This is a genomic window from Thermococcus sp. M36 (genome assembly GCF_012027355.1).
Classification (GTDB): domain Archaea; phylum Methanobacteriota_B; class Thermococci; order Thermococcales; family Thermococcaceae; genus Thermococcus.
Genome location: NZ_SNUH01000001.1, coordinates 312,827 through 329,364, shown reverse-complemented (window position 1 = coordinate 329,364; position 16,538 = coordinate 312,827). Strand labels below are relative to the sequence as shown.

20 protein-coding genes are annotated in these 16,538 nt (G+C 54.5%); 4 read left to right on the top strand and 16 right to left on the bottom strand.

What is annotated here, in order from left to right; translation table 11 throughout:
• Positions 1-89 precede the first annotated feature (89 nt).
• From E3E36_RS01885 to E3E36_RS01855, 7 genes are all read right to left on the bottom strand, one after another.
• Positions 90-989: a transcription initiation factor IIB gene (locus tag E3E36_RS01885; protein WP_167893723.1), complete on the bottom strand. Its 900-nt coding sequence runs from the start codon at positions 987-989 to the stop codon at positions 90-92.
• Between the two features lie 38 nt (positions 990-1,027).
• A complete protein-coding gene (locus tag E3E36_RS01880; protein ID WP_167893722.1) occupies positions 1,028-1,306 on the bottom strand; it encodes a hypothetical protein in 279 nt (92 codons plus the stop codon).
• Between the two features lie 17 nt (positions 1,307-1,323).
• Positions 1,324-1,662, bottom strand: coding sequence for a DNA-binding protein (locus E3E36_RS01875; RefSeq protein ID WP_167894699.1), 339 nt, complete (start codon positions 1,660-1,662; stop codon positions 1,324-1,326).
• 59 nt (positions 1,663-1,721) lie between these two features.
• Complete coding sequence (locus E3E36_RS01870) at positions 1,722-2,117, bottom strand: hypothetical protein (protein WP_167893721.1); 396 nt, start codon at positions 2,115-2,117, stop codon at positions 1,722-1,724.
• A complete protein-coding gene (locus E3E36_RS01865) occupies positions 2,114-2,698 on the bottom strand; it encodes a hypothetical protein (RefSeq protein ID WP_167893720.1) in 585 nt (194 codons plus the stop codon). Before E3E36_RS01865 ends, E3E36_RS01870 begins: the two co-directional genes overlap by 4 nt.
• Positions 2,699-2,825: 127 nt before the next feature.
• Positions 2,826-3,278, bottom strand: a complete 453-nt coding sequence (locus E3E36_RS01860; protein WP_167893719.1) for a 30S ribosomal protein S19e — start codon at positions 3,276-3,278, stop codon at positions 2,826-2,828.
• A 3-nt stretch (positions 3,279-3,281) separates the two neighbouring features.
• Positions 3,282-3,698 carry a YhbY family RNA-binding protein gene (locus tag E3E36_RS01855; RefSeq protein ID WP_167893718.1) on the bottom strand — a complete coding sequence of 139 codons (417 nt, stop codon included), beginning with the start codon at positions 3,696-3,698 and terminating at the stop codon, positions 3,282-3,284.
• 95 nt (positions 3,699-3,793) lie between these two features.
• Here E3E36_RS01855 and E3E36_RS01850 point away from each other — a divergent pair, with 95 nt between their 5' ends.
• On the top strand, positions 3,794-4,396 hold the full coding sequence (locus E3E36_RS01850; protein WP_167893717.1) for an asparagine synthase-related protein: 603 nt from the start codon (positions 3,794-3,796) through the stop codon (positions 4,394-4,396).
• Between the two features lie 38 nt (positions 4,397-4,434).
• Here the strand turns inward: E3E36_RS01850 and rpl18a are convergent, their stop codons facing one another.
• The 9 genes from rpl18a to E3E36_RS01805 all read right to left on the bottom strand — a co-directional run bounded on the left by rpl18a (position 4,435) and on the right by E3E36_RS01805 (position 12,447).
• Positions 4,435-4,665 carry a 50S ribosomal protein L18Ae gene (rpl18a, locus tag E3E36_RS01845; RefSeq protein ID WP_167893716.1) on the bottom strand — a complete coding sequence of 77 codons (231 nt, stop codon included), beginning with the start codon at positions 4,663-4,665 and terminating at the stop codon, positions 4,435-4,437.
• Positions 4,666-4,679: 14 nt separating this feature from the next.
• A complete protein-coding gene (locus tag E3E36_RS01840; RefSeq protein WP_167893715.1) occupies positions 4,680-5,366 on the bottom strand; it encodes a translation initiation factor IF-6 in 687 nt (228 codons plus the stop codon).
• 27 nt (positions 5,367-5,393) lie between these two features.
• A complete protein-coding gene (locus tag E3E36_RS01835) occupies positions 5,394-5,666 on the bottom strand; it encodes a 50S ribosomal protein L31e (protein ID WP_167893714.1) in 273 nt (90 codons plus the stop codon).
• Between the two features lie 10 nt (positions 5,667-5,676).
• Positions 5,677-5,832, bottom strand: coding sequence for a 50S ribosomal protein L39e (locus E3E36_RS01830; protein ID WP_012572069.1), 156 nt, complete (start codon positions 5,830-5,832; stop codon positions 5,677-5,679).
• Positions 5,833-5,886: 54 nt separating this feature from the next.
• Positions 5,887-7,734: a hypothetical protein gene (locus tag E3E36_RS01825; RefSeq protein WP_167893713.1), complete on the bottom strand. Its 1,848-nt coding sequence runs from the start codon at positions 7,732-7,734 to the stop codon at positions 5,887-5,889.
• A gap of 10 nt (positions 7,735-7,744) precedes the next feature.
• Complete coding sequence (locus E3E36_RS01820) at positions 7,745-8,824, bottom strand: hypothetical protein (protein ID WP_167893712.1); 1,080 nt, start codon at positions 8,822-8,824, stop codon at positions 7,745-7,747.
• A 93-nt stretch (positions 8,825-8,917) separates the two neighbouring features.
• Positions 8,918-10,606 (bottom strand): methylmalonyl-CoA mutase, encoded by a 1,689-nt coding sequence (locus tag E3E36_RS01815; protein ID WP_167894698.1) that lies wholly within the window; start codon positions 10,604-10,606, stop codon positions 8,918-8,920.
• 90 nt (positions 10,607-10,696) lie between these two features.
• Positions 10,697-11,512, bottom strand: a complete 816-nt coding sequence (locus E3E36_RS01810) for an ABC transporter permease (RefSeq protein WP_167893711.1) — start codon at positions 11,510-11,512, stop codon at positions 10,697-10,699.
• Complete coding sequence (locus E3E36_RS01805; RefSeq protein WP_167893710.1) at positions 11,509-12,447, bottom strand: ABC transporter ATP-binding protein; 939 nt, start codon at positions 12,445-12,447, stop codon at positions 11,509-11,511. The genes E3E36_RS01810 and E3E36_RS01805 overlap by 4 nt, the downstream gene beginning before the upstream one ends.
• A gap of 84 nt (positions 12,448-12,531) precedes the next feature.
• Here E3E36_RS01805 and E3E36_RS01800 point away from each other — a divergent pair, with 84 nt between their 5' ends.
• The 3 genes from E3E36_RS01800 to E3E36_RS01790 all read left to right on the top strand — a co-directional run bounded on the left by E3E36_RS01800 (position 12,532) and on the right by E3E36_RS01790 (position 16,485).
• Positions 12,532-13,389 (top strand): MBL fold metallo-hydrolase, encoded by an 858-nt coding sequence (locus tag E3E36_RS01800; RefSeq protein ID WP_167893709.1) that lies wholly within the window; start codon positions 12,532-12,534, stop codon positions 13,387-13,389.
• 115 nt (positions 13,390-13,504) lie between these two features.
• The gene (locus tag E3E36_RS01795; RefSeq protein WP_167893708.1) at positions 13,505-13,990 is read left to right on the top strand and encodes an Hsp20/alpha crystallin family protein; all 486 of its coding nucleotides are present in this window, start codon (positions 13,505-13,507) and stop codon (positions 13,988-13,990) included.
• A 107-nt stretch (positions 13,991-14,097) separates the two neighbouring features.
• Entirely contained in the window at positions 14,098-16,485 is a 2,388-nt protein-coding gene (locus E3E36_RS01790) for a CDC48 family AAA ATPase (RefSeq protein WP_167893707.1), read from the top strand.
• Positions 16,486-16,538 lie beyond the last annotated feature (53 nt).

Below are 16,538 nucleotides of genomic sequence, written 5' to 3'. Positions count from 1 at the left end.
CATTTTTATCTTTCAAGCCTCGCCCTTCAGGGCGGGGAGGAGGTCAGCCCTTCAGGTTATCCCTCTCCGAACCCAATTTTAAGATCGGATCAGACCGGTATCTTGAGGTTGAGCTTGTCAACGAGCTCCTTATAGCGGTTCCTGACGGTGACTTCCGTGACGCGGGCAACTTCCGCGACTTCCCTCTGGGTTCTCTTCTCGTCCTCAAGGAGGCCCGCAACGTACAGCGCGGCGGCAACCAGACCTGCGGGGCTCTTGCCGCTGGTCAGGCCCCTCTCATAGGCCTCTTCCAGTATCTCGACCGCTCTCCTCCTGACCCTTTCGCTGAGGTCGAGCTCGTCGGCGAACTTGTTCACGTAGTCCGTAGGCTTAACGAAGAGCTTCTTCGGGGTGAGGTTTAGGTTCCTGGCGATGAAGCGGAAGCTCCTTCCTATCTCCTTCTTGTCAACGCGTGAGATGTCGGCTATCTCGTCGAGGGTTCTCGGGACTTTCAGAAGCCTGCAGGCGGCATAAACGCACGCTGCTATGACGCTCTCTATGGAGCGCCCCCTTATGAGGCCCTTCCTGACAGCCTCACGGTAGAGACGAGCGGCCTCCTCCTCGACGTGCCTCGGGAGCTTGAGCTGTGAGGCTATTCTATCCAGCTCGCTCAAAGCGAAGGCAAGGTTACGCTCGGCCGCATCGCTTACCCTCAAGCGGGACTGCCACTTTCTAAGTCTGTACATCTTCTCGCGCATAAGTCCGGAGAGGTTCCTGTCTATGCCGATGTCGGTCGAAAGACCCTTGTCGTGCAGAAGAATGCTCTCCGGGGCACCAACGCGCGCCCTCTTCTCCCTCTGGCTCGCATCGAATGCCCTCCATTCGGGCCCCATATCGATGACGTTCTCTTCAATGACATAACCGCAAACCTTACAGACGACCTCTCCCCGACCCGGGTCGTATATAAACTCCGTTGAACCACACACCGGGCAGACCCTACGCTTGCTCACTCCAACACCCCCAACCGGCCGGCTATTTTATAAAGCCCTTATAAACCTTCGCCTTTTTTCACCACATAACGGAGTAGCCAGGCAAGATCCTCGCGCTTGAACGTTATCCTCTCCAGAACCCGGACGTCCCAGTCTTCCTCAACTATGTTGGCGTAAATCCAGAGGAACACGGGGTCGTCCTCAGTACCGACGTGGAGGTTTTTGTAAAGGACATCAACCGTCCCGTCCCTGTTTTTCTTAACCGAAACGGCCTTCCAGGTTTCGAGACTGACCTCTCCCTTCTCGTCCAGTATTTTGACTATCTCTCTGGCATCCATGAAGGCACCTTCCGGGATCACCACTTAATCCTGAAGTCTCTCCTCGTTCTCTCGTCTATCTGCGCCAGGATCCTCTTCAGCTTGGCATCATCTATTTGTTCGCGTATCTGACCGGCCTGGTAGAGCTGGACGAGGACGAGCTGAACCTGTCTCGCGAGCTCTGGCTTAACGAGCTTGACCCTTCCGAGCCTCTCCCTGGCCTCCGGCGTGAGGATTCTTCTCATTATCGCATCGAGCTGGGCCTCAAGCTCCATCTCCTGCCTCATGGCCTCTTCCTGGGCCTTCTGCTGTTCAAGGTACCTCCTCTGGAGCTCCATGAGTTTGCGCTTCCTGATCTCCTCAATGTCCTCGGCCATGGCCCTCACCTCCGGGTTAAGATTGGGGAGGGGGTTAAAAGGCTTTGCGTTCCCCCGCTTCACCTTTTCCCCACGGCCCAGATGAGAATTCCCGCCCCGAGGATTGCCACGGTGAGCCACACCACCTTTGTGAAATTTCTGGAGGGTTCAGAGCTGTCGGAACATTGAGGATGACTGAAACTGACCCACCCGGGCCAAGAAGCTGACGGCCTCGTATAAGCGGGTTCTATGAAGGTATACACCGTGAGACTTTCGCCGCGATAGAAGAGCAATGGAACTTCGGAGGGGTTCTCAATCGGGGTCAAGCTGTTGTCTAAGTGATGACCGGGAACGTAGTAGATGAGCACTCCACCGGCGACCGGAACCGCCGCGAGATGCTCGATGCCCTGCCCAGGGTAATATTTCTCCAGCTCCGCGAGGGGTATCTCGTACCGTTCCCCGTCCCCCTCTATCACGAGGCTTTGGCCGGAAGTGCTAACGTCGAACGTGGGCGGGACGTAGGAAACGTGCTCCCCGGAAGGTTCATTTGCTCTAAAGAAAGAGTCTTCGGTAACGCGGTAAATCTCAAACGTCCCGTTGCGGTGGGCGATGTAAACGTCGGGGGGCTAAGTCTCACGCTTCCGGAACCCTGCCGGAGCTCACCCAGTGTTCGGACGCACCTTTCTTCAGGCATGAACCAGAACACGTGGGTGCCGTTGAAGACGAGCCAGGCGTTGGCGGGCAGGTCGGAGAAACCCGAAGGTACGAAGGCAACGGGCATATCTTCAGCGTATCCCGATCTTCCAACGTAGCTCAGGGAAGTGCCGTTGAAGTGGTAGATGTCAATCCACGCGGAGACCGGTGCGGGAGAACAGCACGGCTCGGTTCCGGGACACTGGCACTGATAGTCATAGAGCCACCAAGTGACCAGCAGGAAAGCGTCCTCACCGTTGGAGATGGCCGTTACAGAACCCGGACGGAACTCCCTCGCACTCACGTATGGAAGGGTGAGCAGGTACAGCACGGCAAAGACCGCGAGGGTTTTTCTCAGCGGCATATCCTCACCACAGGGTAGCGTTCGGAGTATCAACGTGATCCATAGAAAACTCCGGGGTGACCATCAAAAACATTTCCCTGACATAGAAAGCTGACAGAAGGGACAGAGGTTTGAAAAAAGGCCGAGCTCAGTACTTCTTGAGCTCGGGGATCTGCTCCTCAAGCTCCTTCTTGAGCTCGGTGGCTATCTTGTCGAGGAAGCTCTGGCCCTGCGGGGTGACGACCCTTCCCTCGCCCGGAACCTTCTGGACGAAGCCAGCAGCCTCAAGCTGCTGGAGGGCCTTCCTTATGATGCTCCCGCCGGCCTTGTAGAAGTGCTCCGGGGCGTGGCCGCGGTTCTTCCTGCCGCCGTACCAGGTCCTGAGCCTCTCAATGCCGACCGGCCCGTCTACGTAGACCTTCCTGAAGATGCTGGCAACCCTGTAGTACCACCAGTCCTCCTGCTCAGGAAGGCGCTCCTTGTGCCTGCCGGTCTTGACGAACGGGGCCCACTCGGGCGGCTTTATGGCCTCCATCTCCTTGAGCTTCTGGGCAACCCTCTCAACGAGCAAATCACCGGGAACGTCGTAAACAGTCGCCATCTTTCAATCCCTCCCCTTCTTGAATTTCCTCCTGAATTGAGCGATATCGAGCTTGACTTTCTTAACGGGCTTCTCCTCCCGCTTTTCCTTCGAAAGCTCCTTTCTCTGGAGCTTCCTTAAATACTTTTCCCAACCTTCCCTCGGTTTGAACAATATAAACCTTTTGCCGCGAACTTCTATGAGCTCGCTGTCGGTGAGCTCGGCCACCTTCTCGGCCAGCTCCTTCCTGTCGAGGCCGGTTGAGATGAGCGCACCTTTTCTGATCTCCACTTTAAGGATACCGTCCTTCTCAAGCTGGGTGTTGATTTCCTCGATCACACCCTCATCAAGTCCCCTCTTCCCTATCCAGGCTCGCGGGGGGATGTCGTAGTATCTCGCCCTTATGGCCCTTCTCACCTTTCCGGATAAGCGTTTCTCCATGACTCTCACCCCTAAGCTTCTCGCGGGGGAGCACCTTATAAAGGTTGGCCTTTTAAAGGTGCCGGGTGCTGGAAGTGAAACCGGAGGGTGAAACCATGATCGTCCATCACCTCTACTCTGGAGGCAAGGACTCAAGCTTGGCCGCTTGGATTTTAACCCGGCTCGGCTACGAGGTCAGGCTCGTAACGGTCAGCTTTGGCACTCTCGACAACTGGCGATTCGCGAAGGAGGCCGCCGAACGGCTCGGCTTCGAGCACCAGGTTCTCTACCTGCCGCGCGAGGTTCTGGAGAGGGCCGCGGAGATGGCAGTAAGCGACGGCCACCCAAACAACGCGATACAGTTCATCCATGAGCAGGCTTTAGAGGCGCTGGCATCGCTTCCGGAGGTTGAGAGGGTCAGCGACGGAACGAGAAGAGATGACAGAGTCCCGCTCCTAGACCTGCCGAAGGCCCGCTCGCTGGAGGACCGCTTTAACGTCGCCTACATAAGGCCCCTCCTGGGTTTGGGGTATAAAACTATCCGCGAGCTGACGGAGAGGCTTTTCATCGTTGAAATCCGCGAGAGCGAGGAGCTTGAGAAAGCCGACTACGAGGTCGAACTCAGGCACCTGCTCAGGGAGAGGGGCATCGACCCGCTCACGATATTCCCGAAGAGCCACCAGCAGTCGAGGGTGATAGGGTGGAAGGAAGGGCCGTAGAAGAACTCTGTGGGGCTGGTGGAGAAGAGGAAAGGGAATCAGAGGCCGCTGAGCTTCCTGACGATCGGGTTCTCGGCCTCTTCGGGCTTTATTTCCTCGATGCTCTCTATTTCGATCTTGCTCCTGGGAACGCGGTGCTTGCTGCCTATCTCAGAGTAAACGAGCTCAACGACGTGCTCCTCCTTGAGCGCCCTGTACTCCTTGGTGAAGGGCTGCTTCTTTCCGAGCCTCTCGAACACGCCCTTAACGCGGAAGACCTTAACCTCCATTCCTCACACCTCCCTCAGTCAAGGAATCCCAAAGCCTCCTCAATCTTCACGATCTCGGGTCCAGTGGTGAGGTGTCCAACAACGACACCGTAAGAGTTCGCCAGCATGCATGAGCCCACAAACGGAACGCCCATGTTGGCGGTTCCGACGTAAATATCGACCTTGAAGAGGTCGCGGAGCCACTCAAGCTCCTCGTCGGTAGCCTCGGGGTGGACTAAACCGCCCCTGTTGGTGACCACCCCAACGCTTCCAACGGCGTGGTAGTCCCCTATCATCCCCCTCTCGACCTCGATGCCGAGTATGTCCTCAAGCTTCTTGGCCTCCTCGCGGGTGAACTTGGCGCTTATCAGGGCCGCTTTGTCGTTGGCGAGGATGAGGTTGCCGAAAGCCGTGAGGGTACTCTGGAACGGGACGACCTCGAGATCAATCCCCTGCTCCCTGAGCTGGCTGTTTATCCGCTCCAGCTCGGCGTCCCAGACGTACCAAGGGACTACGATGGCGTTGGAGTTGCCGGCGGAGAAAATACCGACTATCCTGGACTTCATTATGCTCGTCTCGACGAGCGGAACCTTGAGGACTTCCCTGAGGACCTCAAGCTTCTTCTCACCGAGGCCCTCCCTGATAAGGACTACCCTATCCGTTGCGGTGCCGTAAACGCCCAGATACGGAGAGTTCTCAAAATCGAGCCTTTCTATGTGCATCTCGTCACCTCGCTAAATTAAAAGGGATCAGGCGAGGGAGACCTTGGCAATTCTCTTGCCTTCGCTCTCCTCGACGATGACCTTAACGCGGAGCTTGCTGGGCGGCTTCTCGGTGCCGCGCTCCCATATCTTCTCGTTGACGTCGGTGCCGATGATGACCTCGTCGGCCTTGGCATGCCTAGCTATCCACTCGCGGACGAACTTGGCGGCCCTCGGGGCCCTCTTCCAGCGCGGAACGCGCTTCTTTATCTTCTTTATGGGGACGACGAATATGACCTCTTCACCCGGCTTGATCGGCATCTAAATCACCTCACTCCTTAAGCTTGGTCCTTCTCCACATTCTCCTCTTGGGGTGGGTCATGACCTTCCTGTTGGTCTTGACGATGACCCAGACCGGAACGCGCCTGTTCTGCTTCGCGGCCTTGGCAAGTCTGAGCTTCTTCGCAAGCGGCTTGTTTCTCGCCATAACTACACCTCCCGGGATTATCATGATGCCTGTTGATGCTTTGGCTATCCTTTTTTAAGCTTTTTTGTGGGGTCTAAGTGCTTCTCGAATCAGCTCGTCAACTCCGTCTTTTCCACATACGTATCCCAGCTTTCTCATTCTAGAGTAGCCAATAACCGTATCTTTGCCCCTGTAAAATACAACGTCCGCATTAAAAGGATACTTTTTGAAGCCATGGAGGCCGTCTTCGGATATTTCGCCCCTGAAAACGATGCATTTGCCGTCTTTGCACTCAAGAACCTTAACGTCTTCCGGCCAAAGAATGTTGAGCCTCAATGCGTAATCCAGCACTTCCTCCTGGAGTTCAAGAGTGGGAAGATTGCCTTTCGACCTGTTATGGTCGAGTATCATCATCAGAGCCTTCGTGAGGGCCCATAGTGAAGAGTCATTATGCTCGTAGTCTCCCCCCAGGTTAATGTATGGGTTGGCATACAGGAACTCCGGAATTCTGCGATTCCACATCATGAACTCGGCTATTCTCGTCAGCCGGATTATCCTGTTAGTGATAACCCGATAGTCTTCGTACCACCTTATATCGTTGCCCCACTTGAGGTTCACACGTTTGAGCTTTCCAAGCCAGGTATCCTCGCTGAGCTTCGTCTTAAACAGGTTGTTTTCTCTTGCAAATTCGTAGGCCTGGAGGAAAATTTCGTAGGCTTCCTTCACAAGTTTGAACCGACGAAGGGCAAAGTTGTAAACCACGGCCTCACTCAGGTTCCACATGATGTTCTGGATAGAGCCTATTGGATCTTCAGCTTTTCCACTCTTCACTAACTCCCATTCTTTTTTCGCCTCCTCATGAAACTTCCTACCCTTTTCGTCGAATTCTTTCAGTGTTTTCTGGTATTCTTCCCAATAGTTTCTTTCCTTTGGCTTGGGGAAACTCTCTAAGGTCTTCATGAGCTCCTCCGGGACTTCAAAGTTGTGGGATTCAAGGTAGTCCTTGATGCGGAGAAGAGCCTTCCTCCTGAGCGGAGATCTCTCTCTAGAAAGAATGGAAAGAGCTCGGGACAAAGTGTCCTTTGGAATCGGCATGGACTTCTCCATGAACGACCAGAGTTCGTGGAGTACCTCAGCCGTCTGAAGAGGATGATAAACGTCTGAATCTCTTGTCAGGCTTAGAGAACGCTCCCTGCTCAGTTTTTTGAGCTTTTCAAGGAATTCCCACGTTTCCCTTATGCCTTTCTCTTCTCCTGTTGCGAAGAATAGTTCAAAGGCACGAGAAAAGTTTCTTGTTAAGAGAAGGATGTAATAACCCACACTTGCTTCATCTATTCCTCCAGAAAAGAGGGTTTTTGCCCATATTCTTGCCGTTGTAAACTCAGCGTTGATGGTCGCAATCTGTTCGTCAAGGGTCACGCTATGGACTACGCTGGGCTTAGAAACGGAAGGGATATTTAGTTCTTTCAAAGCATCCTCTGGCACTCTGCCCTTTAGGTGTTTTCGGAGGGTTGTGAATGCCTCCCTTACAATGTCCAAAGCAACAAGATAATTACCCTTAGATAGCGCTCCTAACCTCTCTAAATCCTTCTCAGAGATTTTTTCGTCCCCTCTGATTCCCTGAAGTATCTTGCACAGGAGTTTCGCAAGTTCCAGATAGGGCTCTAAATGTGGCTCTATGTAGTCCCGGAGGTTTTTCCCATTCTTTATTAAATGCTCTTCAAGGAGTCTGAGGTAGGAGCATGCCTCTGAACACAGTTCCCACTCTTCAGAACCAAAGAATCCTATGACAGCGTAGAGGATGTCCTGGATGATGCCCGGCAAGGGGTGTTCACCCTCATCTTTGAGGAACTTTTCAATATAGGGCTTTGATGATATGTAATTAGCTAACACTGCCTGCATGCGTAGAGTGTCCATGTGCATTTTTATCCCCCTATGCGTGTATGAACGCCACGTAAAGGTTTGACTTATACATCCTGTAAACGGAAACTATACCCGGCTGGCCTTCCAGATTGCGATAGTACCCGTCCCTTATCAATGAGGTAACTCTGAAAACTGTGGTTCCCTTTGCCTCCCATTTCGTCAAATCTGAAGGGATTTTTGTGCTTTTTACATAAACAAAGTCAGGCCCCTTTGCGTTTGACCTTGGTGTTATGTCAATGGTAGAAGGGCCATATGCTTCGGGTTTTATTATTGCAAGATATGCTACTGCCTCACCTGTTGCTCCAATAATGAACCTAATCCCTTTTAAAGCCGCCAGCTCCCAGTTGCCTTCCTTTAAATTCTTTACAGTAGCGTTAAGAGCAAGTTTGCCTGAAGGAACCTCAACAATAACACCAACCAGTTCCCCAACGGTAACTCTAAAATCTTTTTTATGAACAAATTCCTTTACGTAGATTCTTTTAGGAAGACCACCATAAAAGTCCTTTTCGTATATGTGAATTGTCTTTTCATCTTTCTTTCTCTCTTCTATGTAGTTGTAGAAGTACTGGTAAGCGCTATCGAGCTTTTCACGAATTTCATCACTGTATTCGTAAATGGCCTCGGCAACTTCGATGGAAAACATTACTACCGCCATTGCAAGGAGTGCATAAAGTGCGGTTAAAACCCATTCACCTACTACAAAAACTGGAATGAACATGACAGCCATAGCCGATGGGACGAACACACTAGTACCCGTGGACATCGCGGTTCCCATTGATTTCATCGAAAGCAGTAATGGATGTTCGTTTGACCAACCCTGCGTGGATGTGGCAGATTTAACGTTAATGGCAGAACCGTCCACGAACTCTTCAGGAGAAATATGACTCTCAATAAATGCCTTAACTTCCTCCGGTGTGTTCAAACTGGAGTTATCGGCTATAACGAGCTTCACTGGGACCCCATAAATCTCGATTTCATACACCCTTATTCCCGCGGTTGTCTGCTGAATCGCATCCTTGGTGGCGAGTGCGGGCTGTAGAACTAACCCGAATACTAAGATTGAAATAATCAGTCCAACAACTCTTCTCACTCACATCACCGAGAAAAATCTAACGACAAATTTATAAATTTTACTCGGTAGAAATGAAAATCTAACCAGACACTTGAAAGAAAGATAGAAAGCTCAGAATATCAGCGGCGCTCTGTACTCGCCCCAGACCTCGCGGAGGACGTCTGTAACCTCACCGAGGGTCGCGAGGTGCCTGTGGGCCTCGATGATGTAGGGCATGAGGTTAACGTCGTCCTTCTCGGCGGCGTTCCTGAGCTTGTCCAAAGCTTCCTCGACCTTCTTGCCGTCCCTCTCGGAGCGGAGCTTCTTGAGCCTCTCGATCTGCTTCTCCCTGATGCTCGGGTCGACCTTGAGTATCTCGACGTCGAGCGGTTCATCAACTATGAACTCATTCACGCCGACGATGATGCGCTTCTTCTCCTCAACTTCCTTCTGGAACTTGTAAGCGGACTCAGCTATCTCCTTCTGGATGTAGCCCCTCTCAATGGCCCTCATCATGCCGCCCATCTTCTGAATCTTCTCGATGTACTTGAGGGCCTCCTCGTAGATGTGGTCCGTGAGCCACTCGATGTAGTAGCTGCCTCCGAGCGGGTCTATCGTGTCAACGACGCCGCTCTCGTAGGCGATTATCTGCTGGGTTCTAAGAGCGATCCTGACGCTCTTCTCTGTCGGAAGGCTCAGAGCCTCGTCGTAGGAGTTGGTGTGCAGGGACTGAGTTCCTCCGAGAACCGCTGCCAGGGCCTGAATCGCGACCCTGACTATGTTGTTCTCCGGCTGCTGGGCGGTGAGCGTTGAACCGGCCGTCTGGGTGTGGAAGCGCAGGAGCATTGAGCGCGGGTTCTTGGCGTTGAACCACTCCTTCATTATGTAGGCCCAGAGCCTTCTGGCGGCCCTGAACTTGGCTATCTCTTCCAAGAAGTTGTTGTGGGCGTTGAAGAAGAAGCTCAGCCTTCCGGCGAACTTGTCCACGTCCATGCCCCTGTCTATGACAGCCTTGACGTACTCGATACCGTCGGCGAGGGTGAACGCGACCTCCTGGACGGCGTTGGCTCCGGCCTCGCGGATGTGATAGCCGCTTATCGAGATCGGGTTCCACTTGGGGACGTTCTCGGCGCAGTACATGATGATGTCGGTAGTGAGCCTCATGCTCGGCTGCGGCGGGAAGATGTAGGTTCCTCTAGCTATGTACTCCTTCAGAATGTCGTTCTGAACGGTTCCCCTGAGCTGGTTTGGCTGGACTCCCTGCTCCTCGGCGACGAGGATGTACATGGCGAGGAGGTTTGCCGCCGTAGAGTTTATCGTCATGCTCGTTGAAACCTTGTCGAGAGGGATTCCGTCGAAGAGGACGCGCATGTCCCAGAGGGAGTCAATGGCGACACCGACCTTTCCAACTTCACCCTCGCTCATCGGGTGGTCGGAGTCGTAGCCTATCTGGGTCGGCAGGTCAAAGGCAACGCTGAGACCGGTCTGTCCCTGCTCGAGGAGGTACTTGTAGCGCTTGTTGCTCTCCTCGGCGGTTCCGAAACCAGCGTACTGCCTCATCGTCCAGAACCTTCCGCGGTACATGGTCGCGTAAACACCACGGGTGAAGGGATACTCGCCAGGGAAGCCGAGCTTTTCCAGATAGTCCCAGTCTTCCCCAAGGTCCGCGGGGGTGTAAACGCGCTTTATCTCAAAACCATCATCGGTCATGAACTTCTCCTTTCTTTCGGGCCTCCTCTCGATGAACTTTTTGACGGTCGTCTCCTCCCAGCGCTTCTCCTCCTCCCTAATCTTCGCGAGCTTCCCCTTATCAAAGGTCATGCCTACCACCTGCCCCTATTTGGGCGCCGGCCTATAAAAAGCTTTTACATAGCGAAAGGCCAGGCTTGATGTTGGATAAATTGTCCACCGTCACGGAAAGTCCCTGGAGGTGAGGATTTTCCACGTGACGAGGAGGAGGATGACGGTTAAAGCCACAAAGACCAGAACTGTGTGGGTGGGGTTGCCCGTAAAAGAGGTCAGGTCAACCTTCTCGAAGCCCGACTTAAGGAGAACCACCGCCTGATAGCCCAGGGTGTAGTGCTCGGGGTTTTTGATGTACGGTATCTGAGGTATGAGGAACTGGGTGAGGAAGATAATCCCAAAGGTCGCAAGCGAGGCGTAGAGGGGCCTGGTTATCACGACGGAGACCAGCATAGCGAGCGCCCCTAGGAAGGCAAGTACCAGTAGGGTCGCACCAAAAGCTAGTGCAAAGTCCGGAAATCCTTGGGAAAGGCCCTTAACCCCGGTGTCATACACTAAAGGAGTGTAGAGCCAGATGACCGCGTAGGGGATGCCGAAGAGCAGCGCGAGAGCGGAAAGCCCTGCCAGGAACTTACCCCCAACGAGCTCACTGAGCCTCACCGGCCTGGCAAGGAGGAGCCTTATAGTCCCCCTGTCGATTTCGCTCGCAAGGAGGTCGCTCATCAGGATTATCGCGATGAGCTGGCCTATGATGCCGAGCCAGTAGTTGGGTATGAGGTCGAGCATCAACGATTGGAATGCTTTGAGCATGACGTCGACACCACTGCCTGTAGCGTTCGGACTGAGGAGGTATATGAAGGCCGGAAAGAAGGTTATCAGGAAGAGAACCTTCAGCTTCCGCGAGCGGATTAACCTCTTGAACTCGCCCTCAAAGATGACCTGGAAAGGGCCTCCGGAAATATTGGGCTTTCTGGCTTCGCTCATTCCTCCCACCTCACGTTGAAGCGCTTCATGAGGATCCGTTCCAGTGGACTCGTGTGGGGCTTGAAGAGCTTTAACGCGAGCTTCTGTTCAGCAACGAAAGCGGGCAGCTCAAGGAAGAAGTCGTTGATGAATCTCTCATCGAGCTTCACCCTTACCACCCCCTCTTCCTCCCAGACCTCGCGCACATAGAGCCTGTCCTTCAGGAACTCCAGCAGTTTGGTGTTGTCCGAGACGACCACGTCGTAGTCGGTCCCCTCCACCCTTACGAGATCCCTCACACGCCCCTGCTCTATGAGCTGCCCATCCTTTATCAGGCCAACGTAGTTGCACATTCTTTCAATCTCGCTCACTATGTGGGAGCTGACGAATATTGTCTTTCCAGCTTTTGCAAGCTCCAGAACCTTCCCCGTGAACTCCATCCTTCCAAGGGGGTCGAGGTTGCTCGTCGGCTCGTCGAGGATTAGAAGATCGGGATTTCCCATCAGGGCCATGGCGAACGTGACGCGCTGCCTCTGACCGCTGGAGAGCTCCTTTATTTTATTGAAGGCGAGCTTTCCGACGTTGGTATAGGCCATGAGCTCACGGGCCTGGCTGACTGCATCTTCCCTCGAAAGACCCTTCAGGCGACCCATGTAAACCAGAAACTCAAAGATGGTCATGTCCTCGTATGCCAACGGCACCTCGGGCATGTAACCGACCTTCTGCATTATTTCAACCCTCTCGCGCGGCATCTCCATGCCAAAGATCTTTATCTCGCCGTAGGTCGGCTTCAGAGCCCCGGTCAGCATCTTTATGGTGGTGGTCTTCCCGGCGCCGTTGGGGCCAAGGAAGCCGTAAACGACCCCCTTGGGAACCTTAAGGTCGAGGTGATAGACGACGTTCCTCCTGCCGAAGAACTTCGTGAGCTGGAAGGTCTCTATGACGTAAGCGCCCATCTCAACACCCAGAGGTACATCGAAACGGAACTAATTAAGGGTTTCGGGGGAAGGTTATTATTGGAGGGGACGTATTTCATGTCAATGATAATACGAGGAATCGGCCTCGACAGCTCGGCGCGCCTGACCTTCCAGAGCCACGCCCATACAGACCACTTTGTTAGCGGGGAGGTTATCTTCGCCACCAGGGCGACCAAATTCCTGAGCCATCTCCGGAAGGGCGGCTTTTACAAGGAGGTCAAGTTCGGAAAGAGCTTTTACATTGGGGATTTTAAGGCGAAGCTCTATCCAGCGGGCCACATGCTGGGCTCTGCCGGAATAAAGCTCTGGCTCGAAACCGGAACGCTCTTCTACACGGGCGACACCAAGTGGTTCAAGATGAGGACTGCGGAAAAAAGCCGCTTTCCGAGGGCAGACTTTCTGATCATCGAGGCAACCTTCGGTGTTCCGGGCTTTACATTCCCCTCCCCAAGGGAGGCGGAGAAGAAGCTGGTAGCCTTCGTTGATGAAGCCCTAGACAGGGGAAAGAGGCCCGTCCTGTACGTCAACCAAATGGGGAAGGCGCAGGAGGTCATGAAGATACTCGATCTGCACGGCTACACGGTGAAGCCCTCGCGGGAGATGCTCAAGGTGGCGAGGGTTTACTCGAAGTTTGGGGTCCGGTTTGGGAACATCGAAAGGAATGGCGACGTTGTCCTGCGCTCCCACCACTCGCCAAGGGTTGAGAACTCGCTCTCGCCGTGGGAGCTGACGGTTTCCGGCTTCGGGCGGCTCAAGCTGAGCAATCACGCCGACTTCTGGGAGCTGGTGAGGATAGTGGAGAGGGTAAAACCGGAGAGGGTCTTCACAGTCTATGGGTTCGCCGAAGAGTTCGCAAGGATACTCAGAGGACTCGGCTACGATGCCAAGGCGGCCGGGCCCAACATGGTTCTGGAGCCATAGGAGGCAAGCAGGTGTTCTGGATTTTAGTCACCAATGCACATTAAAAGACACAAAACTTTTTAAACCCTTTTCTTTTAGTTACTACTGGTAACCAAAAGGGTCGGGGGGTGGGAGTATGGTCTGGAGGAGGGATCGCTACTGGGATCCCTTCGACCTGATGAGGGAGATTCAGGAGGAGATCGACGCCATCTTCAGGGACATCATGCGCGGACCGAGGCTCTGGAGCACCAGGGAACCCGAGCGCTACGAGTTCGTCAGCGAGACCTGGCGCGAGCCCTTCGTGGACATCTTCGACAGGGGAGATAAATTCGTCATAACGGTTGAACTGCCAGGAGTGCGCAAGGAGGACATCAAGCTCCGCGTTACAGAGGATACGGTCTACCTCGAAGCCCAGGTGAGGCGCGAGAAGGAGCTTGAAACCGAGGGGGCCATAAGGATCGAGCGCTACTACAGCGGTTACAGAAGGATCATCAGACTGCCAGAGGAGGTCATTCCAGAGAAGACCAAGGCACGCTACAACAACGGCGTCCTTGAGATAGAGATACCCAAGAAGAAACCGAGCAAGGGCGAGGGTGAGGGCTTCGAAGTGAAGATTGAGTGACCCTTTCGTTGTTTCCCATCTTGACTTTGCACCCTACAACCACGGGATAAAATCAAAGTCTCGAATCTCACGATCACCGGTCATGAGAAGTATGGAGGTGGTGAAAAATGGCCGAAAAGAGGGAGGTCAAGCTCAAGGTTGCCTCTGCCTATCAGCGTGACGTTGGCAGGGGGATAGTTAGAATAGACCGCAAAGCCATGCGCGAGATCGGTGTCCAGAGCGGTGACATCATAGAGATAATCGGAACCAAAAACACCGCGGCTGTAGTCTGGCCGGCTTATCCAGAGGACGAGGGACTCGGCATCATCAGGATGGACGGCACCATCAGGAAGAACGCCGGCGTCGGCCTTGGCGACGAGGTTACGGTGAGGAAGGCCGACGTTAAGGAAGCGAAGAAGGTCATCGTCGCGCCGACCGAGCCGATACGCTTCGGCCACGACTTCGTTGAGTGGTTCCACAGCAGGCTCGTCGGAAGGCCGGTCGTCAGGGGCGACTACATCAAGGTCGGCATCCTCGGCCAGGAGCTGACCTTCGTCGTCACCGCGACGACTCCCGCCGGCATAGTCCAGATAACCGAGTTCACCGAGTTCCAGGTCAGTGAAAAGCCCGTTAAGGAGGTCAGCAAGACGGCAGCACTCGGCGTCACCTACGAGGACATAGGTGGCCTCAAGGACGTTATCCAGAAGGTCAGGGAGATGATAGAGCTCCCGCTCAAGCACCCGGAGATATTCGAGAAGCTCGGAATTGAGCCGCCGAAGGGTGTGCTCCTCTACGGCCCGCCGGGAACGGGTAAAACACTCCTCGCCAAGGCAGTAGCGAACGAGGCAAACGCCCACTTCATAGCGATAAACGGCCCGGAGATAATGAGCAAGTACTACGGCGAGAGCGAGGAGAGGCTCAGAGAGGTCTTCAAGGAAGCTGAAGAGAACGCCCCGGCGATAATCTTCATAGACGAGATTGACGCCATCGCGCCAAAGAGGGAGGAGACCCACGGCGAGGTCGAGAAGAGAGTCGTCAGCCAGCTGCTCACGCTGATGGACGGTCTGAAGAGCAGGGGCAAGGTCATCGTCATCGGTGCAACCAACAGGCCAGACGCGATAGACCCGGCCCTGAGGAGGCCCGGAAGGTTCGACCGCGAGCTTGAGGTCGGCGTTCCCGACAAGGCCGGCAGGAAGGAGATACTCCAGATACACACGAGGGGAATGCCCATCGAGCCCGAGTTCAGAAAGGGGAGGGTCATCGAGATACTTGAGGAGCTTGAGAGGAGCGACGCCTACCGCGAGAGCGCCGAGAGGGCGCTGATGAAGATCAAGAACGCGAGGGATGAGGAGATTCCGGAGATACTCAAGGGCGTAGACGAGAAGCTCTACGACGAGGTCAAGGCCAGGCTCATCGATGGACTCCTCGAAGAGCTGGCCGAAGTGACCCACGGCTTCGTCGGTGCCGACCTGGCGGCACTGGCGAGGGAGGCAGCGATGGCCGCCCTGAGGAGGCTCATCAAGGAGGGCAAGATAGACTTCGAGGCCGAGCACATACCCAAGGAGGTCCTTGAGGAGCTCAGGGTCACCAGGAAGGACTTCTACGAGGCCCTCAAGATGGTTGAGCCTTCCGCTCTGAGGGAGGTGCTCCTTGAGGTTCCGAACGTCCGCTGGGACGACATAGGTGGCCTTGAGGACGTGAAGGAGGAGCTCCGCGAGGCCGTCGAGTGGCCGCTCAAGTACCCGGAGGCCTTCATGGGACTCGGAATCACCCCACCGAAGGGAATCCTGCTCTACGGCCCGCCGGGAACGGGTAAGACCCTCCTGGCCAAGGCAGTTGCCAACGAGAGTGAGGCCAACTTCATAGCCATCAAGGGCCCAGAGGTGCTCAGCAAGTGGGTCGGTGAAAGCGAGAAGAACATCCGCGAGATATTCAGGAAGGCAAGGCAGGCGGCTCCAACGGTGATATTCATCGACGAGATAGACGCCATCGCCCCGCGCAGGGGAACCGACGTGAACCGCGTCACAGACAGGCTCATCAACCAGCTCCTAACGGAAATGGACGGAATCCAGGAGAACAGTGGCGTGGTCGTCATAGCTGCAACCAACAGGCCGGACATCATAGACCCGGCTCTGCTCAGGCCCGGCAGGTTCGACAGGCTCATACTCGTCCCAGCGCCAGACGAGAAGGCCAGACTGGAGATATTCAAGGTGCACACCAGGAACGTGCCTCTCGCCGAGGACGTTAAGCTGGAGGAGCTGGCGAAGAAGACCGAGGGCTACACGGGAGCGGACATAGAGGCGGTGGTCAGAGAGGCCGCTATGCTCGCCATGCGCAGGGGCCTGCAGGAGGGCATAATAAGGCCGGGAATGAAGGCCGACGAGATAAGGGGAAAGGTCAAGGTGAGGATGAAGGACTTCGAGGAGGCCATGAAGAAGATCGGTCCGAGCGTGAGCGAAGAAACTATGGAGTACTACAGGAAGATCCAGGAGCAGTTCAAGCAGGCGAGGGGCTGAATGAGCCCGCCCTCAACCTTTTAACTTTTGACGCTGACTTTTCTACGGTAGTT